Annotated in this window: 24 protein-coding genes; 12 read left to right on the forward strand and 12 right to left on the reverse strand. The window is 66.8% G+C overall.

Going from position 1 to position 21016, the window contains the following annotated elements; translation table 11 throughout:
• Window positions 1-103: 103 nt before the first annotated feature.
• Window positions 104-1141, reverse strand: coding sequence for a sulfate ABC transporter substrate-binding protein (locus DIE06_RS10735; protein WP_124661401.1), 1038 nt, complete (start codon window positions 1139-1141; stop codon window positions 104-106).
• Between the two features lie 264 nt (window positions 1142-1405).
• Here DIE06_RS10735 and lexA point away from each other — a divergent pair, with 264 nt between their 5' ends.
• Genes lexA through DIE06_RS10750 form a run of 3 tightly spaced genes read left to right on the forward strand, consistent with a single transcriptional unit; the run spans window position 1406 to window position 3158 of the window.
• Entirely contained in the window at window positions 1406-2053 is a 648-nt protein-coding gene (lexA, locus tag DIE06_RS10740; RefSeq protein WP_006754655.1) for a transcriptional repressor LexA, read from the forward strand.
• A 26-nt stretch (window positions 2054-2079) separates the two neighbouring features.
• Window positions 2080-2418, forward strand: coding sequence for a hypothetical protein (locus DIE06_RS10745; RefSeq protein ID WP_124661402.1), 339 nt, complete (start codon window positions 2080-2082; stop codon window positions 2416-2418).
• A 29-nt stretch (window positions 2419-2447) separates the two neighbouring features.
• Window positions 2448-3158 (forward strand): DUF2939 domain-containing protein, encoded by a 711-nt coding sequence (locus DIE06_RS10750; protein ID WP_124661403.1) that lies wholly within the window; start codon window positions 2448-2450, stop codon window positions 3156-3158.
• 90 nt (window positions 3159-3248) lie between these two features.
• On the opposite strand, the gene DIE06_RS10755 is transcribed toward DIE06_RS10750, so the two are convergent.
• Window positions 3249-3746: a universal stress protein gene (locus tag DIE06_RS10755; RefSeq protein ID WP_124661404.1), complete on the reverse strand. Its 498-nt coding sequence runs from the start codon at window positions 3744-3746 to the stop codon at window positions 3249-3251.
• Between the two features lie 326 nt (window positions 3747-4072).
• Between DIE06_RS10755 and nodI the strand changes: the two genes are divergently transcribed.
• Both nodI and DIE06_RS10770 read left to right on the forward strand, forming a co-directional pair.
• Window positions 4073-4987: a nodulation factor ABC transporter ATP-binding protein NodI gene (gene nodI, locus DIE06_RS10765; protein WP_260433586.1), complete on the forward strand. Its 915-nt coding sequence runs from the start codon at window positions 4073-4075 to the stop codon at window positions 4985-4987.
• A gap of 6 nt (window positions 4988-4993) precedes the next feature.
• Complete coding sequence (locus DIE06_RS10770; protein ID WP_124661407.1) at window positions 4994-5827, forward strand: ABC transporter permease; 834 nt, start codon at window positions 4994-4996, stop codon at window positions 5825-5827.
• Between the two features lie 48 nt (window positions 5828-5875).
• On the opposite strand, the gene DIE06_RS10775 is transcribed toward DIE06_RS10770, so the two are convergent.
• The 4 genes from DIE06_RS10775 to DIE06_RS10790 all read right to left on the reverse strand — a co-directional run bounded on the left by DIE06_RS10775 (window position 5876) and on the right by DIE06_RS10790 (window position 9643).
• Window positions 5876-6298 (reverse strand): hypothetical protein, encoded by a 423-nt coding sequence (locus DIE06_RS10775; protein ID WP_185733383.1) that lies wholly within the window; start codon window positions 6296-6298, stop codon window positions 5876-5878.
• 144 nt (window positions 6299-6442) lie between these two features.
• Window positions 6443-7501 carry a permease gene (locus DIE06_RS10780; RefSeq protein ID WP_124661409.1) on the reverse strand — a complete coding sequence of 353 codons (1059 nt, stop codon included), beginning with the start codon at window positions 7499-7501 and terminating at the stop codon, window positions 6443-6445.
• Entirely contained in the window at window positions 7498-8625 is a 1128-nt protein-coding gene (gene mnmH, locus DIE06_RS10785; protein ID WP_124661410.1) for a tRNA 2-selenouridine(34) synthase MnmH, read from the reverse strand. Before mnmH ends, DIE06_RS10780 begins: the two co-directional genes overlap by 4 nt.
• 64 nt (window positions 8626-8689) lie before the next feature.
• Window positions 8690-9643, reverse strand: a complete 954-nt coding sequence (locus DIE06_RS10790; protein WP_124661411.1) for a LysR family transcriptional regulator — start codon at window positions 9641-9643, stop codon at window positions 8690-8692.
• A 164-nt stretch (window positions 9644-9807) separates the two neighbouring features.
• Here DIE06_RS10790 and DIE06_RS10795 point away from each other — a divergent pair, with 164 nt between their 5' ends.
• Both DIE06_RS10795 and DIE06_RS10800 read left to right on the forward strand, forming a co-directional pair.
• Window positions 9808-11229: a M20 family metallopeptidase gene (locus DIE06_RS10795; protein ID WP_124661412.1), complete on the forward strand. Its 1422-nt coding sequence runs from the start codon at window positions 9808-9810 to the stop codon at window positions 11227-11229.
• A gap of 37 nt (window positions 11230-11266) precedes the next feature.
• The gene (locus DIE06_RS10800) at window positions 11267-12553 is read left to right on the forward strand and encodes an MFS transporter (RefSeq protein ID WP_124661413.1); all 1287 of its coding nucleotides are present in this window, start codon (window positions 11267-11269) and stop codon (window positions 12551-12553) included.
• Between the two features lie 86 nt (window positions 12554-12639).
• On the opposite strand, the gene DIE06_RS10805 is transcribed toward DIE06_RS10800, so the two are convergent.
• Together DIE06_RS10805 and DIE06_RS10810 are read right to left on the reverse strand one after the other, a co-directional pair.
• Window positions 12640-13692 carry an NADP(H)-dependent aldo-keto reductase gene (locus DIE06_RS10805; protein WP_124661414.1) on the reverse strand — a complete coding sequence of 351 codons (1053 nt, stop codon included), beginning with the start codon at window positions 13690-13692 and terminating at the stop codon, window positions 12640-12642.
• A 201-nt stretch (window positions 13693-13893) separates the two neighbouring features.
• Window positions 13894-14331, reverse strand: a complete 438-nt coding sequence (locus tag DIE06_RS10810) for a PaaI family thioesterase (protein ID WP_124604768.1) — start codon at window positions 14329-14331, stop codon at window positions 13894-13896.
• Between the two features lie 169 nt (window positions 14332-14500).
• On the opposite strand from DIE06_RS10810, the gene DIE06_RS10815 reads away from it, so the two are divergent.
• The gene (locus tag DIE06_RS10815) at window positions 14501-14983 is read left to right on the forward strand and encodes a helix-turn-helix domain-containing protein (RefSeq protein ID WP_124661415.1); all 483 of its coding nucleotides are present in this window, start codon (window positions 14501-14503) and stop codon (window positions 14981-14983) included.
• Window positions 14984-15391: 408 nt separating this feature from the next.
• The gene (locus tag DIE06_RS10820) at window positions 15392-16015 is read left to right on the forward strand and encodes a phospholipase D family protein (protein WP_409364496.1); all 624 of its coding nucleotides are present in this window, start codon (window positions 15392-15394) and stop codon (window positions 16013-16015) included.
• A 179-nt stretch (window positions 16016-16194) separates the two neighbouring features.
• On the opposite strand, the gene DIE06_RS10825 is transcribed toward DIE06_RS10820, so the two are convergent.
• Window positions 16195-16407 (reverse strand): hypothetical protein, encoded by a 213-nt coding sequence (locus DIE06_RS10825; RefSeq protein ID WP_124661417.1) that lies wholly within the window; start codon window positions 16405-16407, stop codon window positions 16195-16197.
• 286 nt (window positions 16408-16693) lie between these two features.
• Between DIE06_RS10825 and DIE06_RS10830 the strand changes: the two genes are divergently transcribed.
• The gene (locus DIE06_RS10830; RefSeq protein WP_124661418.1) at window positions 16694-17665 is read left to right on the forward strand and encodes a diguanylate cyclase; all 972 of its coding nucleotides are present in this window, start codon (window positions 16694-16696) and stop codon (window positions 17663-17665) included.
• 80 nt (window positions 17666-17745) lie between these two features.
• Here the strand turns inward: DIE06_RS10830 and DIE06_RS10835 are convergent, their stop codons facing one another.
• Window positions 17746-18219 (reverse strand): VOC family protein, encoded by a 474-nt coding sequence (locus DIE06_RS10835; protein WP_124661419.1) that lies wholly within the window; start codon window positions 18217-18219, stop codon window positions 17746-17748.
• A 255-nt stretch (window positions 18220-18474) separates the two neighbouring features.
• Window positions 18475-18783, reverse strand: coding sequence for a phosphatidylserine/phosphatidylglycerophosphate/cardiolipin synthase (locus DIE06_RS10840; RefSeq protein WP_124661420.1), 309 nt, complete (start codon window positions 18781-18783; stop codon window positions 18475-18477).
• Window positions 18784-18986: 203 nt separating this feature from the next.
• Here DIE06_RS10840 and DIE06_RS10845 point away from each other — a divergent pair, with 203 nt between their 5' ends.
• Entirely contained in the window at window positions 18987-19730 is a 744-nt protein-coding gene (locus DIE06_RS10845; protein ID WP_124661421.1) for a DUF695 domain-containing protein, read from the forward strand.
• 492 nt (window positions 19731-20222) lie between these two features.
• On the opposite strand, the gene DIE06_RS10850 is transcribed toward DIE06_RS10845, so the two are convergent.
• Entirely contained in the window at window positions 20223-20375 is a 153-nt protein-coding gene (locus DIE06_RS10850) for a hypothetical protein (protein ID WP_260433587.1), read from the reverse strand.
• Between the two features lie 220 nt (window positions 20376-20595).
• On the opposite strand from DIE06_RS10850, the gene DIE06_RS10855 reads away from it, so the two are divergent.
• Window positions 20596-21016: helix-turn-helix domain-containing protein (locus DIE06_RS10855; protein WP_148094363.1), on the forward strand; the 421-nt coding region annotated here is incomplete at its 3' end.

Genomic DNA, 21016 nt, shown 5'->3' on the forward strand with positions numbered 1-21016 from the left:
GGGTCCGACGCAAACGCGGGCGCGAGGTGTCGCGCCGGCGGGCAATCGGGGATGCGGCGCGCTGTCGTGGCGCGCCGCTGTCGTTATGGGTTGCTGCCTGGCCTTACTGCGGCTTGTAGATCGAGTCGAACACACCGCCGTCCGCGAAATGCGTCTTCTGCGCATTCGTCCAGCCGCCGAACGTGTCGTCGACCGTGTACAGCTTCAGCTTCGGGAACTGCTTCGTCAGGTTCGCCGGCACGTTCTTCGAACGCGGACGGTAGTAGTTGCGCGCCGCGATCTCCTGGCCCTGCGGGCTATACAGGAAATTCAGGTAGGCCTCGGCCAGCTTGCGCGTGCCCTTCTTGTCGACCACCTTGTCGACCACGGCCACGGGCGGCTCGGCCAGGATGCTCACCGACGGCACGACGATCTCGAACTTGTCGGTACCGAATTCCTTGACCGACAGGAACGCCTCGTTCTCCCACGCGATCAGCACGTCGCCGATCCCGCGCTGCACGAAGCTCGTCGTCGCACCGCGCGCGCCCGAGTCGAGCACGCCCGCATTCTTGTAGAGCTTCGTCACGAATTCCTTCGCGGTCTGCTCGTTGCCACCCGGCTTGTGGACCGCGTACGCCCATGCGGCCAGGTAGTTCCAGCGCGCACCGCCCGACGTCTTCGGGTTCGGCGTGACGATCGAGATGCCCGGCTTCGTCAGGTCGTCCCAGTCCTTGATCCCTTTCGGGTTGCCCTTGCGCACCAGGAACACGATCGTCGACGTGTACGGCGACGCGTTGTCCGGCAGGCGCTTCTGCCAGTCCTTGTTGACGAGCCCCTTGTTGGCGAGCGCGTCGATGTCGTAGGCCAGCGCGAGCGTCACGACGTCGGCCTGCAGGCCGTCGAGCACCGAGCGCGCCTGCGCGCCCGAGCCGCCGTGCGACTGCTTGAAGTTGACCGTCTCGCCCGTCTTCGCCTTCCACTCCTTGCCGAATGCCTGGTTGAAGTCCTGGTACAGCTCGCGCGTCGGGTCGTAGGACACGTTCAGGAACGTCGTATCGGCCTGGGCATGTGTCGCGACGCCCAGCGCCGCCGCCGCGCCCAGCGCGAGTGTTGCGATCAGGCGGCCCACTCCGCCCGCCAGCCCCGTATTGCGCTTCGCCATCCTTGGTTCTCCAGTGTTGTCGGTATTGCGATGTCGGGCCAGTCTAACGAACGGGTTACATGATTAAAAATAATCGTTCTTCATTTTTTAATACTCAAAAGTGCTAACGCAGACGGGACGGACGGTTGCGGCAGACGAACCGGCGTCCGGACGTCGCGAAACCGCGTCGGAACCGGCGCGATCGCGTCGAACCTCAAGTAACGCTTGAAATTCGCGAAGTACTGTATAAAAATACAGCTCACTGTCTATCCATACAGTTCAGCCATGACCAAACTCACCGCCCGTCAGCAGCAAGTGTTCGACTTGATCCGCCGCGCGATCGAGCGCTCCGGTTTCCCGCCCACGCGCGCCGAGATCGCGGCAGAGCTGGGCTTCAGCTCGCCGAATGCGGCCGAGGAGCACCTCCGTGCGCTGGCGCGCAAGGGCGTGATCGAGCTGGCCGCCGGCGCGTCGCGCGGCATCCGCCTGCTCGGCATCGACGACGCACCGCACCAGTTCACGCTGCCGCACGCCGGCCTGATGCAACTGTCGCTGCCGCTCGTCGGCCGGGTGGCGGCCGGTAGCCCGATCCTCGCGCAGGAGCACATCTCGCAGCATTACGCGTGCGATCCCGCGCTGTTCACCAGCAAGCCCGACTACCTGTTGAAGGTGCGCGGCCTGTCGATGCGCGACGCCGGCATTCTCGACGGCGACCTCCTCGCCGTGCAGAAGCGCACGGAAGCGAAGGACGGCCAGATCATCGTCGCGCGGCTCGGCGACGACGTCACGGTCAAGCGCCTGATGCGCCGGCCCGGCGGCCTCGAGCTGATCGCCGAAAACCCGGATTACGAAAACATCTTCGTCAAGGCCGGCAGCGCGGAATTCGCGCTCGAAGGCATCGCCGTCGGGCTGATCCGCTCGGGCGAACTCTGACAATCGGTCTCGCTGAGGAGAACATCATGGAACGCCTTTCCCGTTTGCTGCCTTTCCGTCAATTCGGTCGCCTGCGTCACCTGCGCGGCCGCACGCCCTGCGCGCCGCTGTCCGCCGCGGCGCCCGTGGGGAACCAAGAAGTCGCAGTTGAACGGCAGGCGTCGCTGCTGCCGTCAGCGCTGCCCGCATTCGCGCGGGTCTCGCTGAACGCCGGCCTGAATCACGCGGAACCGGCGCGCCGTGCGCCCGTGCGCGTCTATCACGGCCGGTCGCGCCTGATCATGGTCGGGACGATCGATGCCGTGTGCCGGATGATCGATCGCTGCATCGCCGAGGAACGATCGGCCACGCACGGCGGTCTCTGATTGCGGAACCTGTCCGCACCGGAGGCATCGTGACCGGATCTTCGGGCCGCGCGTGGCGGCTCAAGCCCCTAGTGATCGTCGTGCTGGCCGTCGCCGTACTGGTGGCGATCGGCTATGCATACGCATCGCCGTACGTCGCGCTCGGTCGCCTGAAATCGGCGATCGATGCGCGCGATGCGCAATCGGTCAGCGAATATGTCGATTTTCCGTCGCTGCGCATCAGCCTGAAGCAGCAGGTCACGGAAGAGTTGATGCGCCGGATCGACGCTGTGAAGAAGGACAATCCGTTCGCGGTGATTGGCGCGCTGATCGGATCTGCGTTGATCGGCCCGCTTGTCGATGCCTACGCGACACCGGAAGGTGTGGCGGCGCTGATGAGCGGCATTCCCCCGCGCGGTAATCCGGGCGAACGGCCACCCGAATGGTCGGGCCCGCCGTCGGGTGGTGCGCCTGGCAACGCACCGGCCGCACCGCCGGTCAATCCGGCGGGCACCCCGGTACCGGGCAGCAATGCGTCCGTCTCGACCGCATCGGCGCCGGCCGCCGCACCCGCGCCGGTGCCGGCGCCGGCCAGCCCGACCGACGCGGGCCATCGGCAGCAAACGAGTGCCGGCTACCGGAATATCGATGAATTTGTCGTGACCTACCGGCGCAGTGCCGACGGCACGCGCTATGCGGCGATCTTCCACCGCTTCGGCCTGTTCTCGTGGAAGCTGTCCGCGATCGACCTGCACGCCTGAGGTTGCAATCGGGGTAGATGCCGCTGAGGCGGCACGGCGAGCAACCGGCGCGGATCGCAGGACAACCCGGCCGGTCGCGCGATCACTGCGTCACTTACCGCTCGCGGTGGCCGCCTCGCGTTCGCGCGCGATCTCGGCCTTTTGTTCTTCCGCCGACGAACACGCGACCAGAATGCTGCAGCTCACGCGATCGAGCAGTTGCGTGTTGCCCGACCCCATCCACCATCTCGACAATCCGCTGCGGCACCGATGACCGACGACGACGAGGTCGACCTTCAACTCCGTCGCGAGATTCGCGATTTCGTCGATCGGATAGCCGAACGCGAAATGGCCTTCCGCCTGAACGCCACGCTCGCGCAACCAGTTCACGCCTTCCTGCAGGATCTCGCGTGCGGTTTCCTCGAAGCGGCCGCACGCGACGTCGGTCAGCAGCCCTGCGCTTTGCGCGATGCTCGAGCGCATGTCGACGACCGACAGCAAATGCGTTTCCGCCTTCAGGTCGAGCGCGAGATTGGCACCGCACCGCAATGCCTTGCGTCCTTCGAGCGTGCCGTCGTAGCACAGCAGAATCTTGTTGTAGCTAGCCATGAAACCTCCCTGTCGCGACTACGTACCCTATGCACTCATCATGGTGCGCCGCAATTCAGGACGCAAGGGATGGAAAACGCTGATTCGCCGCGCGGGGCGCGTCGGCGATGATGCGGTGCACGATCCGTGTGCGCATGCACCGTGCCGTGCGGGCATGCCCGGAAGAGACGCCGCCGATGCACTAGAATGGCCCGTTCGTGCCCTCGACTGCGTTTGCCGCGGTCATGCCCATGTGACACGCATTCGCCCGAACCGTTCGCCGGCCGGCATGCCGATCCGGCCAGCCGCGAAACGCGTCCGCGCCCGCTCACAACGACAACCTGCCCATGTCCGTTGCACCGATCGATTTCCGGAACGTCGAAAAGCGCTATGGCGACAAGCTCGTCGTCAACGACCTGTCCTTCCACGTGCAGGCCGGTGAATGCTACGGCCTGCTTGGGCCGAACGGCGCCGGCAAGACCACGACGCTGAAGATGCTGCTCGGCCTCGTGTATCCCGACGCCGGCACCATTTCGCTGTGCGGCGAACCGGTTCCGTCGCGCGCGCGGCATGCGCGCCAGCGCGTCGGCGTCGTCCCGCAGTTCGACAACCTCGACCCCGACTTCACGGTCCGCGAAAACCTGCTCGTGTTCAGCCGCTATTTCGGAATGTCGGCGCAGGCTTCCCGGGCGCTCGTGCAGCCGTTGCTCGAATTTGCGAAGCTGGAAAACAAGGCCGATGCGAAGGTCGGCGAGCTGTCGGGCGGGATGAAGCGCCGTCTGACGCTCGCACGCGCACTCGTCAACGATCCCGACGTGCTGGTGCTCGACGAGCCGACGACGGGTCTCGATCCGCAGGCGCGGCACCTGATGTGGGAGCGGTTGCGTTCGCTGCTCGCGCGCGGCAAGACGATCCTGATCACCACGCACTTCATGGAGGAAGCCGAGCGCCTGTGCGACCGGCTGTGCGTGATCGAGGAAGGCCGCAAGATCGCCGAAGGCGCGCCGCATGCGCTGATCGAATCGGAGATCGGCTGCGACGTGATCGAGATCTACGGGCCCGACCCGGTCGCCTTGCGCGACGAGCTGGCGCCGTTCGCGAAGCACACCGAGATCAGCGGCGAGACGCTGTTCTGCTACGTGACCGATCCCGAGCCGCTCAGTGCGCGACTCAAGGGTCGCACGGGATTGCGCTATCTGCATCGCCCGGCCAATCTGGAAGATGTGTTCCTGCGGCTCACGGGCCGCGAAATGCAGGACTGATCGATCATGGACGTACGCAACTATTCCGCCGCCGCGCCGTCCGCACCGCCACGCGAATCACGCTTCGCAATCGCGCTGCCCGCGAATGCCACCAACTGGATCGCCGTGTGGCGGCGCAACTACCTCGTGTGGCGCAAGCTCGCGCTCGCGTCGCTGTTCGGCAATCTCGCCGATCCGATGATCTACCTGTTCGGGCTGGGGTTCGGGCTCGGCCTGATGCTCGGCCATGTCGACGGCGTGTCCTATATCGCGTTCCTCGCGGCCGGCACGGTCGGATCGAGCGTGATGATGTCCGCGAGCTTCGAGTCGATGTATTCGGGCTTCTCGCGGATGCACGTGCAGCGCACCTGGGAAGCGATCATGCACACGCCGCTCGCGCTGGGCGACATCGTGCTCGGGGAGATTGTCTGGGGAGCGAGCAAGGCGCTGCTGTCGGGCGTCGCGATCATGCTCGTCGCGGGCCTGCTCGGCTATGCGCGGTTTCCGTCGATGCTCGCGGCGCTGCCCGTGATCGCACTCGCCGGCCTCGCGTTCGCGAGCACCGCGATGATCGTCACCGCGCTCGCGCCGTCCTACGACTTCTTCATGTTCTATCAGACGCTCGTGCTGACGCCGATGCTGCTGCTGTCGGGCGTGTTCTTCCCGATCACGCAGTTGCCGCCGATCGCACAGCACGCCGCACACGTGCTGCCGCTCGCGAACGCGGTCGAACTGATCCGGCCCGCGATGCTCGGCCGGCCGGCGACGGACGTCGGCCTGCATCTCGCGGCGCTCGCCGGCTATGCGGTCGGCGGATTCATCGTCTCCGCGTGGCTGTTCCGGCGGCGGATGATGCGTTGACGGCCGGCGCGCACGGCGCCGGCTCGATGCGACGAAGTGGCGGCGACGTTACTCGTCGTCGTCGCTCCACGGGATCTCGACGTCGGTCAGGAACGCGACGATCGCCAGCGGGCCGCCTTCCTGGCGGCCGAGCTTGCCGTCCGCGCGATGCCATTCGACGCGGAACTGCGTACCCGGATCGTCGGCGACCAGATACACCGCGCGCAGTTCTTCCGCGTCGGCTTCGTCGACCGGACCGTCGAACGATACCAGCATCTTCTGCGGCCACAGGCCGTTCACCGGATCGTAAATGCGGTCGCCCTGCGGAATCTCGATGCTGGCCTCGACGCCGATCGTGGCGGAGGCTTCGATGATCATCGTGCCGAGCGCGTTCAGCACGGCAGTCGCCCGCGCGGAATTGGCCTGGCGGATCGCGAGATCGCCGCGCGTCAGCGCCTTTTCGAGTCGAGGATGAATCTTCGGTTGGGTCATGCGTTTTCCTGTTTGCTTCTTGTAAAGGGCACCGCATGCGTGAGGCGGCGGTGCCGGATGAATACGACGGTCGCGCGGCGGGATCGGTCAGCGCGCGCCGCAGCGGCCATCACGCAGGTCCGGCCGCCGTCTCGTCCGCGCCCGTCAGAACCCGAACGCGATCGCGAGCAGCCCGCTCGCGACCCCGAATACGACGACGAGGCCCGTGACGATCGCCAGCATGTAAGGCTTGAACGAACGCGCGAGCATCGCGAGCGACGGCACGCTGATCGGCGGCAGCGTCATCAGCAGCGCGGCGGCCGGGCCGACGCCCATGCCGAGCGACAGCATTGCCTGGATGATCGGCACCTCGCCGGCCGTCGGGATCACGAACAACGTGCCCGCAACCGCGAACGCGATGATCCAGCCGAGGTGGTTGCCGATGTCCGGGCCGATATGCGGGAACAGCCACGCGCGCGCCGCGCCGAGCAGCAGCACGAGCACGATGTATTCGGGCACGAGCCGCACGGCCATGCGCACGAGCAGTTTCATCCAGCGGACGAACGGATTGCCCGCGGCAGCCTGTTCGGCCACCAGCGCGGCGAGTTGCGTGTCGTCGATGCTGCGGTCCTCGGGACGCGCGATACGGTTCAGCAGATAGCCGATCCCCAACACCATCGCGATGCCGAGCACGAGCCGCAGCGCGCTCCAGTGCCAGCCGAGCACGAAGCCCATGAACACCAGCGCGGCCGGATTCAGCACCGTGTTGCCGAGCCAGAACGCGACCGCGCCGCCCGGCGACGCGTGCCGCGCGCGCAGGCCCGCGACGACCGGCGCCGCGCAGCACGTGCACATCATGCCGGGCAGCGACAGCAGGCCGCCCGCGGCGACACTGCCGAAGCCCGTGCGACCCAGCACGCGCGCGACCCAGTGCGCGGGCAGCAGCGCCTGCACGGCCGAACCGAGCAGCAGGCCGAGCACCATGGCCTGCCAGATCGCCTTGCCGTATGCCCACGCGTAGTCTAGTGCGGCCTTCAGCGACGGCTCGGGGGCGCTCGCCGACGTGCCCATCAGGATCGACTGGCCGATCGAATGATGCTCGGCGGCGACGAATGCCTTGTTGTAGTACGGGAACCATTTCACGTAGAACAGTCCCGCGACCGCGATCAGCAGGAAGGTCATCCAGCCGAGCGCCGGACTGGGTTGGGTGCGTGTGGTCGTCATCGTGTGGTGGTCGATTGGTTTTTAACGGTTGCGGATTCCGTGCCTGCCGCCAGCGCGGCCGACGCAGGCAGCCCCGCTTGCGCGAGCCCGGCCAGCAGCGTGCGCGCCTGATCGCGCACGTCGGCCGCGTTCGGCTGGAACGTGAACGTCAGCGCCCGGTTCGGCTTGTTGTACGTTGCACGGTAGGTGCGCGCATAGGCGGGATCGTAATGCTTGTCGATCAGCTCGGTGAACAGGTCGGCCCGCGCATTGGCATCGATCAGCGCATTCCAGTGCGCCACCTCGTCACGGCTGTGTAGGCCGATCAGCCGATGGAGCTGCGCCTTGAACGCCGCCGGATCGTCGAACAGGTGGGCGTAGTCTTCCAGCAGGAAGGCGATGCGCTCGTCGTGCGCCGCGTCGACCTGCACCCACGGCCCGGCGTGAAACGCGTCGATCAACGCGATCGGCAGATGCACGAGCCCGATCCTGCGGCTTTCCGATTCGACGAACACCGGCCATTCGGGGTCGAAACGCCCGAGTGTCTCGACGAGCCCCGAATCGAACCCCTTCTGCGACGGCTGCGGCTTGCCCGGCAGCGCGCCGAGCAGCGAACCGCGATGACACGCGAGCGCCTCGAGATCGAGCGTCTGCGCACCCACATCGCGCAGCGCGTTCAGCAGCCGCGTCTTGCCGCAGCCCGTATGGCCGACGAGCGCAATGTAGCGAAAGCGCGTCGGCAGCGTGTCGAGCGTCGCGCACACCGACTGGCGGTACGCCTTGTAGCCGCCGTCGAGCTGGCGCGCCTGCCAGCCGATCAGGTTGAACCAGGTCGTCATCGAGCCCGAGCGCTTGCCGCCGCGCCAGCAGTAGATCAGCGGACGCCAGTTGCGCGGACGGTCGGCAAAGGTGGTGTCGAGATGGCGCGCGATGTTGCGTGCGACCATCGCCGCGCCGACGCGCGTCGCTTCGTACGGCGACACCTGGCGGTACATCGTCCCGACGATCACGCGCTCCTCGTTGCTGAGCACGGGCGCGTTCAGCGCGCCGGGGATATGGTCCTCGGCGAATTCGAGCGGCGTGCGCACGTCGATGATCTCGTCGAACTCGCCGGCGCGATCGAGGGTGACAATCAGGTTCTTCAATTTGGCGTCGAACAGGGGCGATGCGGCTCGGCGAGCCGCACGGGCACGGAGGGCGGATTTGCGATTATCTCACGCCCGGGCGTCTCGGGCCGCGCGCGGCAACCGGCGGGGGCGACGCGGCGCTCATCACGTCGATCAGATGGTCACGAAACGCGCGCACCGACGCGGGCAGATCGCGCCCCGCCATGGTCTGCACCTGGATGCTGCGCTCGCGAAGTTGGGGGTTCGTGACGGGCACGACGACGAAGCCGTCCGCGTCGAAGCGGTCCCGCACCGACAGCAGCCCGGTGAACATCACCGCACCGGTACGCTGCGCGTAGCGGTACATCACCGCGGTGTTGTTGCTGGTCAGTTCCGGCTCGAGCATGAGCCCGTCGAGCACGCACGCAATGTCGATCAGTTGGCGCACCGTCGTGCCGGCCTCGGGCAGCACATGCGGGTGCCGTGCGACATCGGCGAGCGACACCGAGTCGCGCGCCGCGAGCGGATGGTCGCGCCGCACGAGCGCGAAGACCGGCGCACGCTCCGTGTGTTCGACGCGCACACCCTGCTCCGGCGCCAAGCTGAACGTCAGCCCGATGTCGGCATCGCCGTCGCGCACGCGCCGCGTCGCTTCCGCCGGCGACACGACCCATACCGAGAAATCGACGCCCGGGTGACGCGCCTTGAAACCGGCGAGCGCGCCCGGCAGGAAATCGATCGCGAAGCCTTCCGAGCAGGCGACCTTCAGCAGGCTGCCGTGTAGCGCCTCCAGCCCGCCGATTTCCTTCATCACGTGCTCGGCCTCCAGCAGGCTGCGCTGCGCGAAGCCCAGCAGCCGTTCGCCGGCCTCCGACAACGCCATCCCGCGCGGCCGGCGCTCGAACAGCGGCGCGCCGAGCTCGCTCTCGAGCTTCGCGATCTGCCGGCTGATCGCCGAGACGGCCACGTGCAGCCGCGCGGATGCGTCGCTGATCGACCCGGTGCGCGCCACTTCGACGAAATACCGCAGCGCAAGACCATGCAGGAAAGCCGCCATCGTTCTGTCCCCGAGCCCGTCGTCCAGGCCGATCCGCTTTGCCTTTTCGGCAAAGAAATGTTCGAAATTCGATCATTGTGACAAAAAAAACGGCTTTCTAGAATCGATCGCACGCTCGGTCAATGCGCGCCGCGCCCGCCGGAAAACCGATAAGGAGACACGTCTTGAGCCGTACCACCGCCATTCAGCACGCGCTGAACCAGTTCGAATCGGGCGCGTTCTTCACGACCCTGAGCCGCCGCGTCGGCCTGCGCACCGAGAGCCAGGACAGCGGCTCGGGCGCCGCGCTGCGCGCCTATCTGACCGACGAGATCGCGCCGGAGGCCGCCCACCTGGGTTTCACGTCGCGGATCGTCGAGAACCCCGTCGACGGCGGCGGCCCGTTCCTGCTGGCGTCGCGCCACGAGGACGACGCGCTGCCGACCGTGCTCATCTATGGTCACGGCGACGTCGTGCGCGGCTACGACGCGCAATGGCGCGCGCCGCTGTCGCCGTGGACGCTGACCGTCGACGGCGATCGCTGGTACGGCCGCGGCAGCGCCGACAACAAGGGCCAGCACACGATCAACCTGGCCGCGCTGGCAAGCGTGCTCGACGCGCGCGACGGCCGGCTCGGCTTCAACGCGAAACTGCTGATCGAGATGGGCGAGGAAACGGGGTCGCCGGGCCTCGACGCGCTGTGCCGCCAGGAGTGCGACGCGCTCGCGGCCGACGTGCTGATCGCGTCGGACGGGCCGCGTCTCACCGCCGAACGTCCGACCGTGTTCCTCGGCTCGCGTGGCGCCGTCAACTTCAAGCTCAGCCTGCGCGCCCGCGACGGCGGCCATCACTCGGGCAACTGGGGCGGCCTGCTGCGCAACCCGGCGACCGTGCTCGCGAACGCGCTCGCGAGCCTCGTGGACGCGCGCGGCGCGATCCGCGTCGCAGGGCTGCGCCCGCCGCCGATTCCGGCCGCCGTGCGCGCCGCGCTCGCCGACCTCTCCGTCGGCGGCGGCCCCGGCGATCCGGCGCTCGACGCCGACTGGGGCGAGCCCGGCCTTTCCGCCGCCGAGCGCGTGTTCGGCTGGAACACGTTCGAGATCCTCGCGTTCAAGGCCGGCAACCCCGAACATCCCGTCAATGCGATACCGCCCGTCGCACATGCGCACTGCCAGTTGCGTTTCGTGGTCGGCACCGACTGGGAGGCGCTGCATGCGCACCTGCGCGCACACCTGGATGCGCACGGCTTCACCGACATCGAGATCGACGTCGAACGCGGCGCACCCGCGACGCGCCTGCCGCCGGACGATCCGTGGGTCCGCTGGGCCGTCGCGTCGCTCGCGCACACGACCGGCAAGAAGCCCGCGATCCTGCCGAACCTCGGCGGCACGCTGCCGAACGAAGTGTTCGCCGATACGCTCGGGTTGCCGACGCTGTGGGTGCCGCACTCGTATCCGGCGTGCTCGCAGCACGCGCCCGACGAGCACCTGCTCGCGAGCGTCGTGCGCGAGGGACTGCAGATGATGGCCGGCCTCTTCTGGGATCTCGGCGACGCCGCGCCGCCCGTTCGCCGCGCGGCACCCGCCGCGGCCGGCGCCGCCCTGTAACGCGCTTCGCCCCTCTTTCCCGGGACCTGCTCACACGATGAATACGACCACCCTGACCTCGCAGGACGCCGCGCGACCCAGCGCCGCGACGATCCGGCGCATCATCTTCGCCGCGTCGATAGGCAATGCGCTCGAATGGTTCGACCTGATCGTCTACGGCTTTTTCGCGGTGACGATCGCCAAGCTGTTCTTCCCCGCGACGAGCGAGGCGACGTCGCTGCTGCTCACGCTCGGCACGTTCGGGCTGTCCTACCTGATCCGGCCGATCGGCGGCTTCGTGCTCGGCGCCTATGCGGACCGCGCGGGCCGCAAGGCGTCGCTGCTGCTGTCGATCGGGATGATGATGGCCGGCACGCTGCTGATCGCGCTGATGCCGACCTATGCGTCGATCGGCATCCTCGCGCCGCTCGGGATCATGCTGTCGCGGCTGATGCAGGGCTTTTCGGCCGGCGGCGAATTCGCGAGCTCGACCGCGTTCCTCGTCGAACACGCGCCACAGCGGCGCGGCTTCATGTCGAGCTGGCAGTTCGCGAGCCAGGGTCTCGCGACGCTGCTCGCTTCGGGCTTCGGCGCGCTGCTGACGTCGACGCTGAACACCGCGCAACTCGAAAGCTGGGGCTGGCGCGTGCCGTTCCTGTTCGGCCTCGCGATCGGCCCGGTCGGGCTCTACATCCGCCGCTATGTCGACGAGGGGATCGAGTTCAAGACGCAGGCGCGCTCCGAGGCGCCCGTGCGCGAGCTGTTCGCGGACCAGAAGATGCGCGTGCTGTTGTCGATCGGCGTGCTCGTGATCTCGACCGCGATCAACTACATGGTGCTGTACATGCCGACGTATGCGATCAAGCAGCTCGGGCTGCCGGCATCGACGGGCTTCGCGGCGACGCTCGCGACCGGCTTCGTGCTGACGCTCGTCACGCCGCTCGTCGGCCACCTGTCCGATCGCACCGGACGAATCCGCGTGATGGCGGCCGCCGCCGTGCTGATGCTCGCCACCGTCTGGCCGACGTTCGCGTGGCTCACGCATCACGCGTCGTTCGCGACGATGCTCGCCGCGCTGGTCTGGATCGGGCTGCTGAAAGCGACGTACTGCGGCGCGCTGCCGGCGCTGATGGCCGAGCTGTTTCCGTCGCAGACCCGCGCGACCGGTCTCGCCGTCAGCTACAACACCGGTGTCACGCTGTTCGGCGGCTTCGCGCCGTTCATGATCACGTGGCTGATCAGCGCGACGGGCAACCGGCTGTCGCCGGCGCTGTACCTGATGGGTTGCGCGGTGCTGAGTCTCATCGCACTGTTGGTCGCGCGCACGCGGCTCGGGATGCGCTGACCGCGCGCATGCAGGAACCGTCGGCGCGGCCATGCGCGCCGGACGCGGCCCGTCGCGGCATCCATGCCGCGCGGGCCGCCCGCCGTTTACGGCGCGGGGTTCGGCTGCAGTTCGTGCAGCGCGTCGATCTCGGCGAGGATCTCGTCGGACAGCTTCACGTCGATGCTGCCGACGTTCTCCTTCAATTGCGCGAGCGACGTCGCGCCGACCAGGTTGCTGCGCACGAACGGCCGGCTGTTGACGAACGCCAGCGCGAGCTGCGCGGGCGACAGTCCGTGGCGCTGCGCGAGCGCGACGTAGCGCGACGTCGCTTCGACGGCCTGCGGCTTGCTGTAACGCTGGAAGCGCTCGAACAGCGTGATGCGCGCGCCGGCCGGACGCGCACCGTTCTCGTACTTGCCCGACAGCCAGCCGAACGCGAGCGGTGAATAGGCGAGCAGGCCCACGCCATCGCGATGCGTGAATTCGGACAAGCCGTTCTCGAACGTGCGGTTCAGCAGGCTGTACGGATTCTGGATGCTCGCGATGCGCGGCAGCCCGAGCTTCTCGGCCGCGCGCAGGAACTGCGCGACGCCCCACGGCGTTTCGTTCGACACGCCGATCGCGCGAACCTTGCCGGCCTTCACGAATTCCGCGAGCACGCCCAGCGTTTCCTCGATCGGCACCGAATACGCATCGTCGACCCACGGATACGCGGGGCGGCCGAACGTCGTCGTGCTGCGATCGGGCCAGTGCAGCTGGTACAGGTCGACATAGTCGGTCTGCAGGCGCTTGAGGCTGCCCTCGAGCGCCTCGGTCAGGTTCTTGCGGTCGAACTGGTTGCCTTCGCCGCGAATATGGCGTGGATTATGCGGCTGCCGAGCCGGCCCCGCGATCTTCGTCGCGAGCACGATCCGGTCGCGCTGCGCACGATGCTGCGCGAGCCAGGTACCGATGTACTGCTCCGTGCGGCCCTGGGTATCGGGCTTCGGCGGCACCGGGTACATCTCCGCCGCGTCGATCAGCGTGACGCCCTGACCGAGCGCGTAATCGATCTGCTCGTGGGCGTCGCGCTCCGAATTCTGCTCGCCCCACGTCATCGTGCCGAGACCGATCAGGCTGACCTCGATGCCCGAGTCGCCGAGTGTGCGGTATTCCATGATGTTCCTGTGGCGTCAGTGGAAAGCAGGAACGCTATCACATTGAAGCGAATGCTTCAGATGGCCGATGCGTGCGCTTACAGGTGACCTTCGATGCGCGCGAGGCACTCGCTCGAGCAGGTACGCCGGCTTCGCGTGCGCGTGTGCGTCGTTCGGACCACCTCGGATGGCCGAGCCGACGTGATGACGCCACGCCCTCCGTCATTGCGGCCGCTGAATGAAGCAGGTCGCCGACGCGTGCGCGACGATCTTGTCGTCCGGCGTCTTCAGCGTGCCTTCGGCGACGCCGAGCGAGCGCGACAGGTGAATCACGCGCCCTTCCGCGATCAGGTCGACGTCGCGCGGCACGGGACGCAGCATCTTCACGTGCAGGTCGACCGTGCCGTAGCCGACGCCCGCATCGAGCATCGAGTGCACCGCGCAGCCCGTGACCGAGTCGAGCACCGTCGCGGCGAACCCGCCGTGCACGCCGCCGAGCGGATTGAGGTGCCGGCCGTCCGCACGCGCCGAAAACTTCACATAGCCGAGCTCAACGCCCAGCGGACGCATCGGAATCGTCTCGGAAATCGACGCGAGCGGCGCGTCGCCGGCCGCCGCGGCACGCAGCAGATCGAGGCCGGACAGGGAAAGCGGATTCATCGGGTTGTCTCCGGGTTGAAGGTGCGTCACCGTGCGAGTAAGTTCTAAATTGGAACTCATTATTGACAACCGCGCCGGGCTTGTCAACGCAGCCGACACCCGTCGCAACCGAAGGTAAGTTCTATAATCGAACCCGCTTCTTCGCTGAATCGCCGCACGAGACTCGATCATGAAATGGGATGACATCGGTACGCTGAACTGTTCGGTCGCGCGTACGCTCGCCGTGCTCGGCGATCGCTGGACCATGCTGATCCTGCGCAACGCCTTTCTCGGCTGCCGCCGCTTCGATGCGTTCCAGACGCAACTGGGCCTCACGCGCCACGTGTTGGCCGAGCGGCTCGCGCGCCTCGTCGACGAAGGCGTGCTGGTCAAGCGCGCATATCAGGAACGCCCGCCGCGATTCGAGTACCGGTTGACGGAAAAAGGCCTCGACCTCTACCCGGCCCTGCTCGCGCTGATGACCTGGGGTGACCGCTGGAAGGACGACGGCCAGGGACCGCCGGTGCAATTGCGTCATCGCACCTGTGGTCAGCTGATGCACGCGGTCGCGGTGTGCTCGGCGTGCGGCGAGCCGCTCGACGCGCACGACGTGCAGCCGGAACCCGGGCCCGGATGGGTCGACCGCGAGGCGGCCGGACCGCTCGATGCCTGACGCGTCACGCAGCGCGACTGTTGCGCGCGCATGGCAGCGCAGCGCGGCCATCTGCGTGCGTGTGTTGCGTGCGTTTACGCCTGCCGAGCCGCATTCGTGCGGCCGCGCCCTGTCTGCCGCTCCAATCTCGTCGAGCGCATGGCGCATTGAACCTGCACCGGCATGTGTGTGCCTTCCGTCACGCGGGGACCATGCCGTACCGGCTTCGCACGCACGCGCTCATCATCGACTTCCGTCACCCGGCACGACCACCGAGCCGATGCAGATACCGCACGGCACGATGAACCGCACGGCATCGACCGCTACGGGCTGCCACACCATGCCTTCCATTCGCATCCGGGCGTGACCGCGCCGCCGTGTCTGCGTTACACTCACGGCCCGCTGTCTCAAAATAATTCGCTGTCCAAGATGTTGTCGCGCAAACGCCTCGCCGCCGCCTGCCTCGCCGCTTCCCTGCTCGCTACACCCTTCGCCGCCTTCGGCAAGACGCACAACGAATCGCTGCTGCAGCAGGCGATCGACTTCATTGCGCAACTGCTACCGACCCCGACCCATGAAGCGCCCGCCACGCAGGTCGTCGAATCGGCGTTCTCGCCCGATGGCGGTGCCGAGGCGCTCGTGCTGAAGGCGATCGGCGCCGCGCGCACCTCGATTCGCGTGGCCGCCTACTCGTTCACGTCGCCGCCCGTCACGCGCGCGCTGCTCGCCGCGAAGCGGCGCGGCGTGAATGTCGAGGTCGTGGTGGACGACAAGGGCAATCGCGCGAAGAGCAGCAAGCAGGCGCTGAACCTGCTCGTCAACGCGGGCATTCCGACGCGCACGATCGACGCCTATGCGATCCACCACGACAAATACCTCGTGATCGATGCCGAGCATGTCGAGACCGGCTCGTTCAACTACAGTGCGTCGGCGGCCAGCCGCAACTCCGAAAACGTCGTCGTGGTCTGGAATAATCCGCAACTCGCGTCGCGCTACCTTGCGCATTGGCAAAGCCGCTTCGACCAGGGCACGACGTATCGCTCGTCGTACTGACGCTTCGCCCGCACGCGATCGCAAGCGCCGTTCGCGTGCGGTGCCGCCGACCCGCGTCGTGCGCATGCATTCGCGCCGTGATGTCACCAATGATCGGCGCACATGACGTGCCGATCAACCTGGCCGAATGGCCTGCACACCGGGCGTGACGGCGCCGCGATCGGTAGAATCAATGGAAATCAGTGGATCTCGGGCGATCGCTCCGCGATCTGCGTGGTCGCGGCACACCGGCTCGCATGCGCATCGCTTGCCGAAGGCGCCGGTCGATCGCGCGCGCGGCCAGGCAGCGCGCCGAGTACACAGTCCGCACTGACGGTCAGCGTGTTCTGGACCATCGGATAGAGCAGATACAGCGCAAACGCGAGATACCCTGCGTACAGAATTCGAACCATGGTGCGATAGATGAACGATTGATCACGCCCTGTTTACGGCATCGCATCGGACAGCTTGAGGCGGCGGACATCAAATTGCATGTCCGCCGCCAACGCACGACACGTGAAGCGTTCGCATCGCATCGACATGACAAGCCCGCACAACCCGCCGTGGCAGCGCAATGGAGAATGCGCGATACTGTCCGACGTATGCTCGTCGAGCGCAGCATGCCGTCCGGCTTGCACAAGCGCCGCGCGACAACCGATCGATGACCGGCTCCACAGCCGGGACCAGAGACAAAGGCCCATGCAGATTGCTTCCAAACCGGTCGACGAGGCGGCCCGGCTCGAGACGCTTCATTCACTGTCGATCCTCGACACCCCACCGGAAGAACGGTTCGACCGTCTCACGCGCCTCGCGCGCCGACTATTCGACGTCCCGATCGCACTCGTCAGCCTCGTCGACGAGAATCGCCAGTGGTTCAAGAGCCATCCGGGTCTCGACGCCACGCAGACTTCGCGCGACGTATCGTTCTGCGCGCATGCGCTGCTCGCGGACGATACGATGGTGATCCAGGACGCGCGCAACGACGATCGCTTCCACGACAATCCGCTCGTCACCGGCCAGCCCGGCATCCGCTTCTACGCGGGGCGGCCGCTCGCCGCGCCGAACGGCGCACCCGTCGGCACGCTGTGCCTGATCGACACGCGGCCGCGCGAACTCTCCGCCGACGAACTCGCACTGCTCGGCGATCTCGCGCACATGACCGAACGCGAAATCGCGGCGCTGCATCTCGCAACAACCGACGAGCTGACCCAACTGACGAACCGGCGCGGCTTCGAGATTCTCGCGCGCCACGTGCTGAGCCTGTGCGAGCGCATGGGCCGGCACGCGGTGCTGCTGTTCTTCGACCTGAACGGCTTCAAGGCGATCAACGACCGCTTCGGCCATGCCGAGGGCGACCGCGCGCTCAAGACTTTCGCGGACACGCTGACCGGCGCGCTGCGCGACAGCGACGTGATCGCCCGACTTGGCGGCGACGAATTCGTCGTGCTGCTGAGCGCCACCGATGCGGCCGACGTCGGCGAGCCGATCGAGCGCGTCACGCAGGCACTCGATCGGCGCAACGCGGCCGACGCACGCGGCTATGCGATCCGGTTCAGTGTCGGCCACGTCGCATACGATCCCGCGCGACACCGCGCGGTGGCCGACCTGCTCGAATCGGCCGATCGCCGCATGTACGCGGACAAGCAGCGCGGCAAGGCCGCCGGCGCCTGAGCGCGGACGAACCCGCGCACCGATACGCGCCGCCGCGGCCGCGACCGCCAGCCACGTTCAGTCCGATGCGCCCCGCTTGGTCAGCCTCCGCACGGCGGCGCGCTCGCCATCGCTTCCGCGATCTGCTCGGGCGTCAGATCGCGCTGGTGGGTCGCGATCGACCAGCGATGGCCGAACGGATCCTCCACCTGGCCATAGCGATCGCCCCAGAACATGTCGGCGGCCGGCATCGTGACCGTCGCGCCGGCCGCGACGGCCTGCGCGATCGCCGCATCGGTGTCCGGCACGAACAGGTGCAGGCAGACCGGCGTGCCTTTCAGCGTCTTCGGCCCGAGTGCGCCGTGCTCCGGCATTTCATCCACGAGCATCAGCGTCGAATCGCCGATTGCGAGGCACGCGTGCGCAAGCCGGCCGTCTGGGGTCGGCAGGCGGAACCGTTCGGTCGCGTTGAACGCACGCTTGTAGAAGTCGATGGCTGCGGCTGCGCCGGCGCAGATCAGATGCGGCGTCAGCGTGCGCATCCCTTCCGGGATCGGGTTGACGGACGTTGCCATGGGTATCGCTCCTTCAGTCGGTTGTCGTATCGGAAATCGGGACGGACGCACGATGCGCACGTCTCCGATGCTACGACGGACGGACTCGACGGAAATCGACACGCGTGGCGACATTATTTGTGTTCGTTCGCGACAGGGTGGCCAGGTCGCGCACGACATGCCGAATCAATCCGTTCGGCCGACGGGATCATCCGCCATGCACACGCTGGCATGATTCGTTCGTGATCGGCTCGCGGGAACACGCGCCGGCGCGGCTCAGATCTGCGGAAGGTCACGCAACGTACGCGACTCGCTCGTCGCATCGATGTCGAGTTCGATCCCTTCCGACGCGTCTCGATACAGCACGCGCTTCAGCTTCGGCCCCACCGCCGTCCCATCCACTTCGTCAAAGACGGCGCGCACGTCGTTGCCGGCCGCAAGCGCGCGTGCCACTTCCGCCACCGACGCCTCGCTCGGCGTCGCCGCCCACGACCGGTCCGCCGGATTGACGGCTGCCCAGCGCACGTGTGTCACACGCGCGCTGCGCACATCGATTCGGACACCATTCACCGCGAACATCGACATCGGAATCTCCTTCGAAACGGTTGCGGCCGGGCGAGCGCCCGACGACGGAAACCGGCGATGGCGCGACAGCACGCGAATTCGACCGCCACCGGTCCGGCCGGACGCGCGATCACCCAGGTACGCGGCTTCGGCCAACGCGATTTTCGATGATACATTGGGACGCTTTGCAACCGTCAACAGACAATCGTGCACGGGAGAAACACATGACCGACGCCTGGGGAACCTTCCCTGCCAGAATGGGCGACCATCAGGCCTTCATCAGCTTCAATCACGGCTTTGCTGAAATCGCCGAAAGCGACCCGCGCACGTCGCTGCTCAGCGTGCGCGTCACGCTTGCGCATCCGACGCCCGACGGCCTGCCGAGCGGTGACGAGTTCGCCGATCTCACGAAGATCGAGGAGCTGCTGGACGCCGCGGTGACCGCGAAAGACGGCATGCAGGTCGGCCGCATCACGGTCGACGGCAACCAGGACTTCCTGTTCTACGTGCCGTTCGACGAACAAGCCGCCGCCGAGATCGTCGACTCGCTGGCCGAACAGACGACCTACGCACTTCAGTACGCGTATCAGGACGATCCGGACAAGGAAACGTACTGGCGCACGCTCTACCCGACCGACGACGACTGGCAGTTGATGCGCGACATGCGCGTGCTCGACGCGCTGCGGCAGAAAGGCGACGTGAGTGACGTGAGCCGGCGCGTGATGCATTGGGCCTACTTCCCGGAACCGAGCGACGCGCACCAGTTCGCCGACTGGGCCGAGTCGAAAGGCTATCTGGTCGAATCGGTCGCGCCGACCGAGGACGGCAAATCGGCCGTGCGGTTCGCGCACGAAGGCACGACGGCGCTGGCCGACATCACGCACCATACACTCGAGATCAATCGCGAGGTGCACTCGCTCGGCGGCGAATACGACGGCTGGGAAACCAGCGTCGAGCAGGCAGGCTGATCGCGCTGACGCGCGCGTTACGCGCGATCGGACCTCGACGGGTTCGGGACAACAAGCATCCCGGCGGCGCGACCGCGTACCGCCGGGACCAGGGCATCGGCAGCCGCAACCGGCGATGGGCCCGGGCAATCGCCCAGCCACGAGGAAAGCGCTTCATGTGGATCAGGCGAACGGATGCCGGGGCGCGCGAAACGCCCCCCTGCCGAACGCCTGTCCGGTTCCGCCGACGCGGCTTGCATGCGCCGTGCGGGCAAAAAGCCCCGCTCCTGCGCGAGCGAGCGGGGAAACGGTTGACCGGGCCGGGGTAGAACGGTCAACCGGCCAGATTGTGATCGTGGCCCATGCAACCGTCTGTGCGGCAACTCACCGTGGCCGCAGCCGCCCTCGCCGCCGTGATTTCGACGAGCGGCGCGCCCTGCGGGCTGACCAACTGCTCCAGCCAGTCGACGATATTGGCGCGTGCGTCGTCCTCGTCGGCGAAGTCGTTACGTTTCAGAAAACGGTCGAATACGGTCCACGCGAACGTCTTGCTTCGCGAACGGAATCCAGCTGCCAGTCGACCACGGCGACCCGCCCCGTTTCCCGGGTTTCGAATGTCGCGGTGAAGCGGTAATCGAGATATTCGATCTCAAGTTCCGGCGACATGATTTTCTCCGGCCAATCCACCCTCTCGGTTCTTATAACGCGCCTCGTCGGCCCGGCTTCACGCGATGAGTGAACCTTGCGTGAATTGCGGACCGTGCGTCATTCCGACAGGCAGTATCACGATATTCTCGCAAGCTGTCGATCCCGACTGAAAATGCAAGGCCGTACCCCTTAGACTCTAGTTTCAAGTGCAACACCTTTGATGAGGTAGGGTGTTGCAATGACGAAATACCAGCATCTGAGCGCCGAAGAGCGCGCGGCGATCATGATCGAGAGGGCCAGAAACACGAGCGTCAGGGCGATTGCAAGGCTGCTTGGTCGCAGCGCGTCGACGATCACGCGAGAGTTGGCACGCAATCGTACGGAATCGTCTCGCTGTTATGACGCCACGAGCGCGGCTAGCGCCTACCGGGCGCGCCGCGAGCGAAGTCGGCGTCAGGCGAAGCTGGCAACAGGAAGCGCGCTGTACTGGCAAGTGCATCACGATCTGGTTTATCGGCGCTGGTCGCCGCAGCAAATTGCTGCCAGACTTCGCGAGATGCATCCAGATAATCCCGAGCAACGGAACCTGTCCGCATTTTTGTGGGTGAGGCGGTTGAACAACGCGTTATCCGCGCGCCTGCATAAATCGCTCTCCGAAC

This window comes from Burkholderia sp. Bp8998 (assembly GCF_003854235.1).
Taxonomy (GTDB): domain Bacteria; phylum Pseudomonadota; class Gammaproteobacteria; order Burkholderiales; family Burkholderiaceae; genus Burkholderia.

Bases quoted from the DNA above. Each gene is read 5' to 3' on its own strand.
- DIE06_RS10735 (WP_124661401.1), bottom strand. From the start codon at position 1,141: ATGGCGAAGCGCAATACGGGGCTGGCGGGCGGAGTGGGCCGCCTGATC.
- lexA (WP_006754655.1), top strand. From the start codon at position 1,406: ATGACCAAACTCACCGCCCGTCAGCAGCAAGTGTTCGACTTGATCCGC.
- DIE06_RS10745 (WP_124661402.1), top strand. From the start codon at position 2,080: ATGGAACGCCTTTCCCGTTTGCTGCCTTTCCGTCAATTCGGTCGCCTG.
- DIE06_RS10755 (WP_124661404.1), bottom strand. From the start codon at position 3,746: ATGGCTAGCTACAACAAGATTCTGCTGTGCTACGACGGCACGCTCGAA.
- nodI (WP_260433586.1), top strand. From the start codon at position 4,073: ATGTCCGTTGCACCGATCGATTTCCGGAACGTCGAAAAGCGCTATGGC.
- DIE06_RS10770 (WP_124661407.1), top strand. From the start codon at position 4,994: ATGGACGTACGCAACTATTCCGCCGCCGCGCCGTCCGCACCGCCACGC.
- DIE06_RS10775 (WP_185733383.1), bottom strand. From the start codon at position 6,298: ATGACCCAACCGAAGATTCATCCTCGACTCGAAAAGGCGCTGACGCGC.
- DIE06_RS10780 (WP_124661409.1), bottom strand. From the start codon at position 7,501: ATGACGACCACACGCACCCAACCCAGTCCGGCGCTCGGCTGGATGACC.
- DIE06_RS10790 (WP_124661411.1), bottom strand. From the start codon at position 9,643: ATGGCGGCTTTCCTGCATGGTCTTGCGCTGCGGTATTTCGTCGAAGTG.
- DIE06_RS10800 (WP_124661413.1), top strand. From the start codon at position 11,267: ATGAATACGACCACCCTGACCTCGCAGGACGCCGCGCGACCCAGCGCC.
- DIE06_RS10805 (WP_124661414.1), bottom strand. From the start codon at position 13,692: ATGGAATACCGCACACTCGGCGACTCGGGCATCGAGGTCAGCCTGATC.
- DIE06_RS10810 (WP_124604768.1), bottom strand. From the start codon at position 14,331: ATGAATCCGCTTTCCCTGTCCGGCCTCGATCTGCTGCGTGCCGCGGCG.
- DIE06_RS10815 (WP_124661415.1), top strand. From the start codon at position 14,501: ATGAAATGGGATGACATCGGTACGCTGAACTGTTCGGTCGCGCGTACG.
- DIE06_RS10820 (WP_409364496.1), top strand. From the start codon at position 15,392: ATGTTGTCGCGCAAACGCCTCGCCGCCGCCTGCCTCGCCGCTTCCCTG.
- DIE06_RS10825 (WP_124661417.1), bottom strand. From the start codon at position 16,407: ATGGTTCGAATTCTGTACGCAGGGTATCTCGCGTTTGCGCTGTATCTG.
- DIE06_RS10830 (WP_124661418.1), top strand. From the start codon at position 16,694: ATGCAGATTGCTTCCAAACCGGTCGACGAGGCGGCCCGGCTCGAGACG.
- DIE06_RS10835 (WP_124661419.1), bottom strand. From the start codon at position 18,219: ATGGCAACGTCCGTCAACCCGATCCCGGAAGGGATGCGCACGCTGACG.
- DIE06_RS10840 (WP_124661420.1), bottom strand. From the start codon at position 18,783: ATGTCGATGTTCGCGGTGAATGGTGTCCGAATCGATGTGCGCAGCGCG.
- DIE06_RS10845 (WP_124661421.1), top strand. From the start codon at position 18,987: ATGACCGACGCCTGGGGAACCTTCCCTGCCAGAATGGGCGACCATCAG.
- DIE06_RS10850 (WP_260433587.1), bottom strand. From the start codon at position 20,375: ATGTCGCCGGAACTTGAGATCGAATATCTCGATTACCGCTTCACCGCG.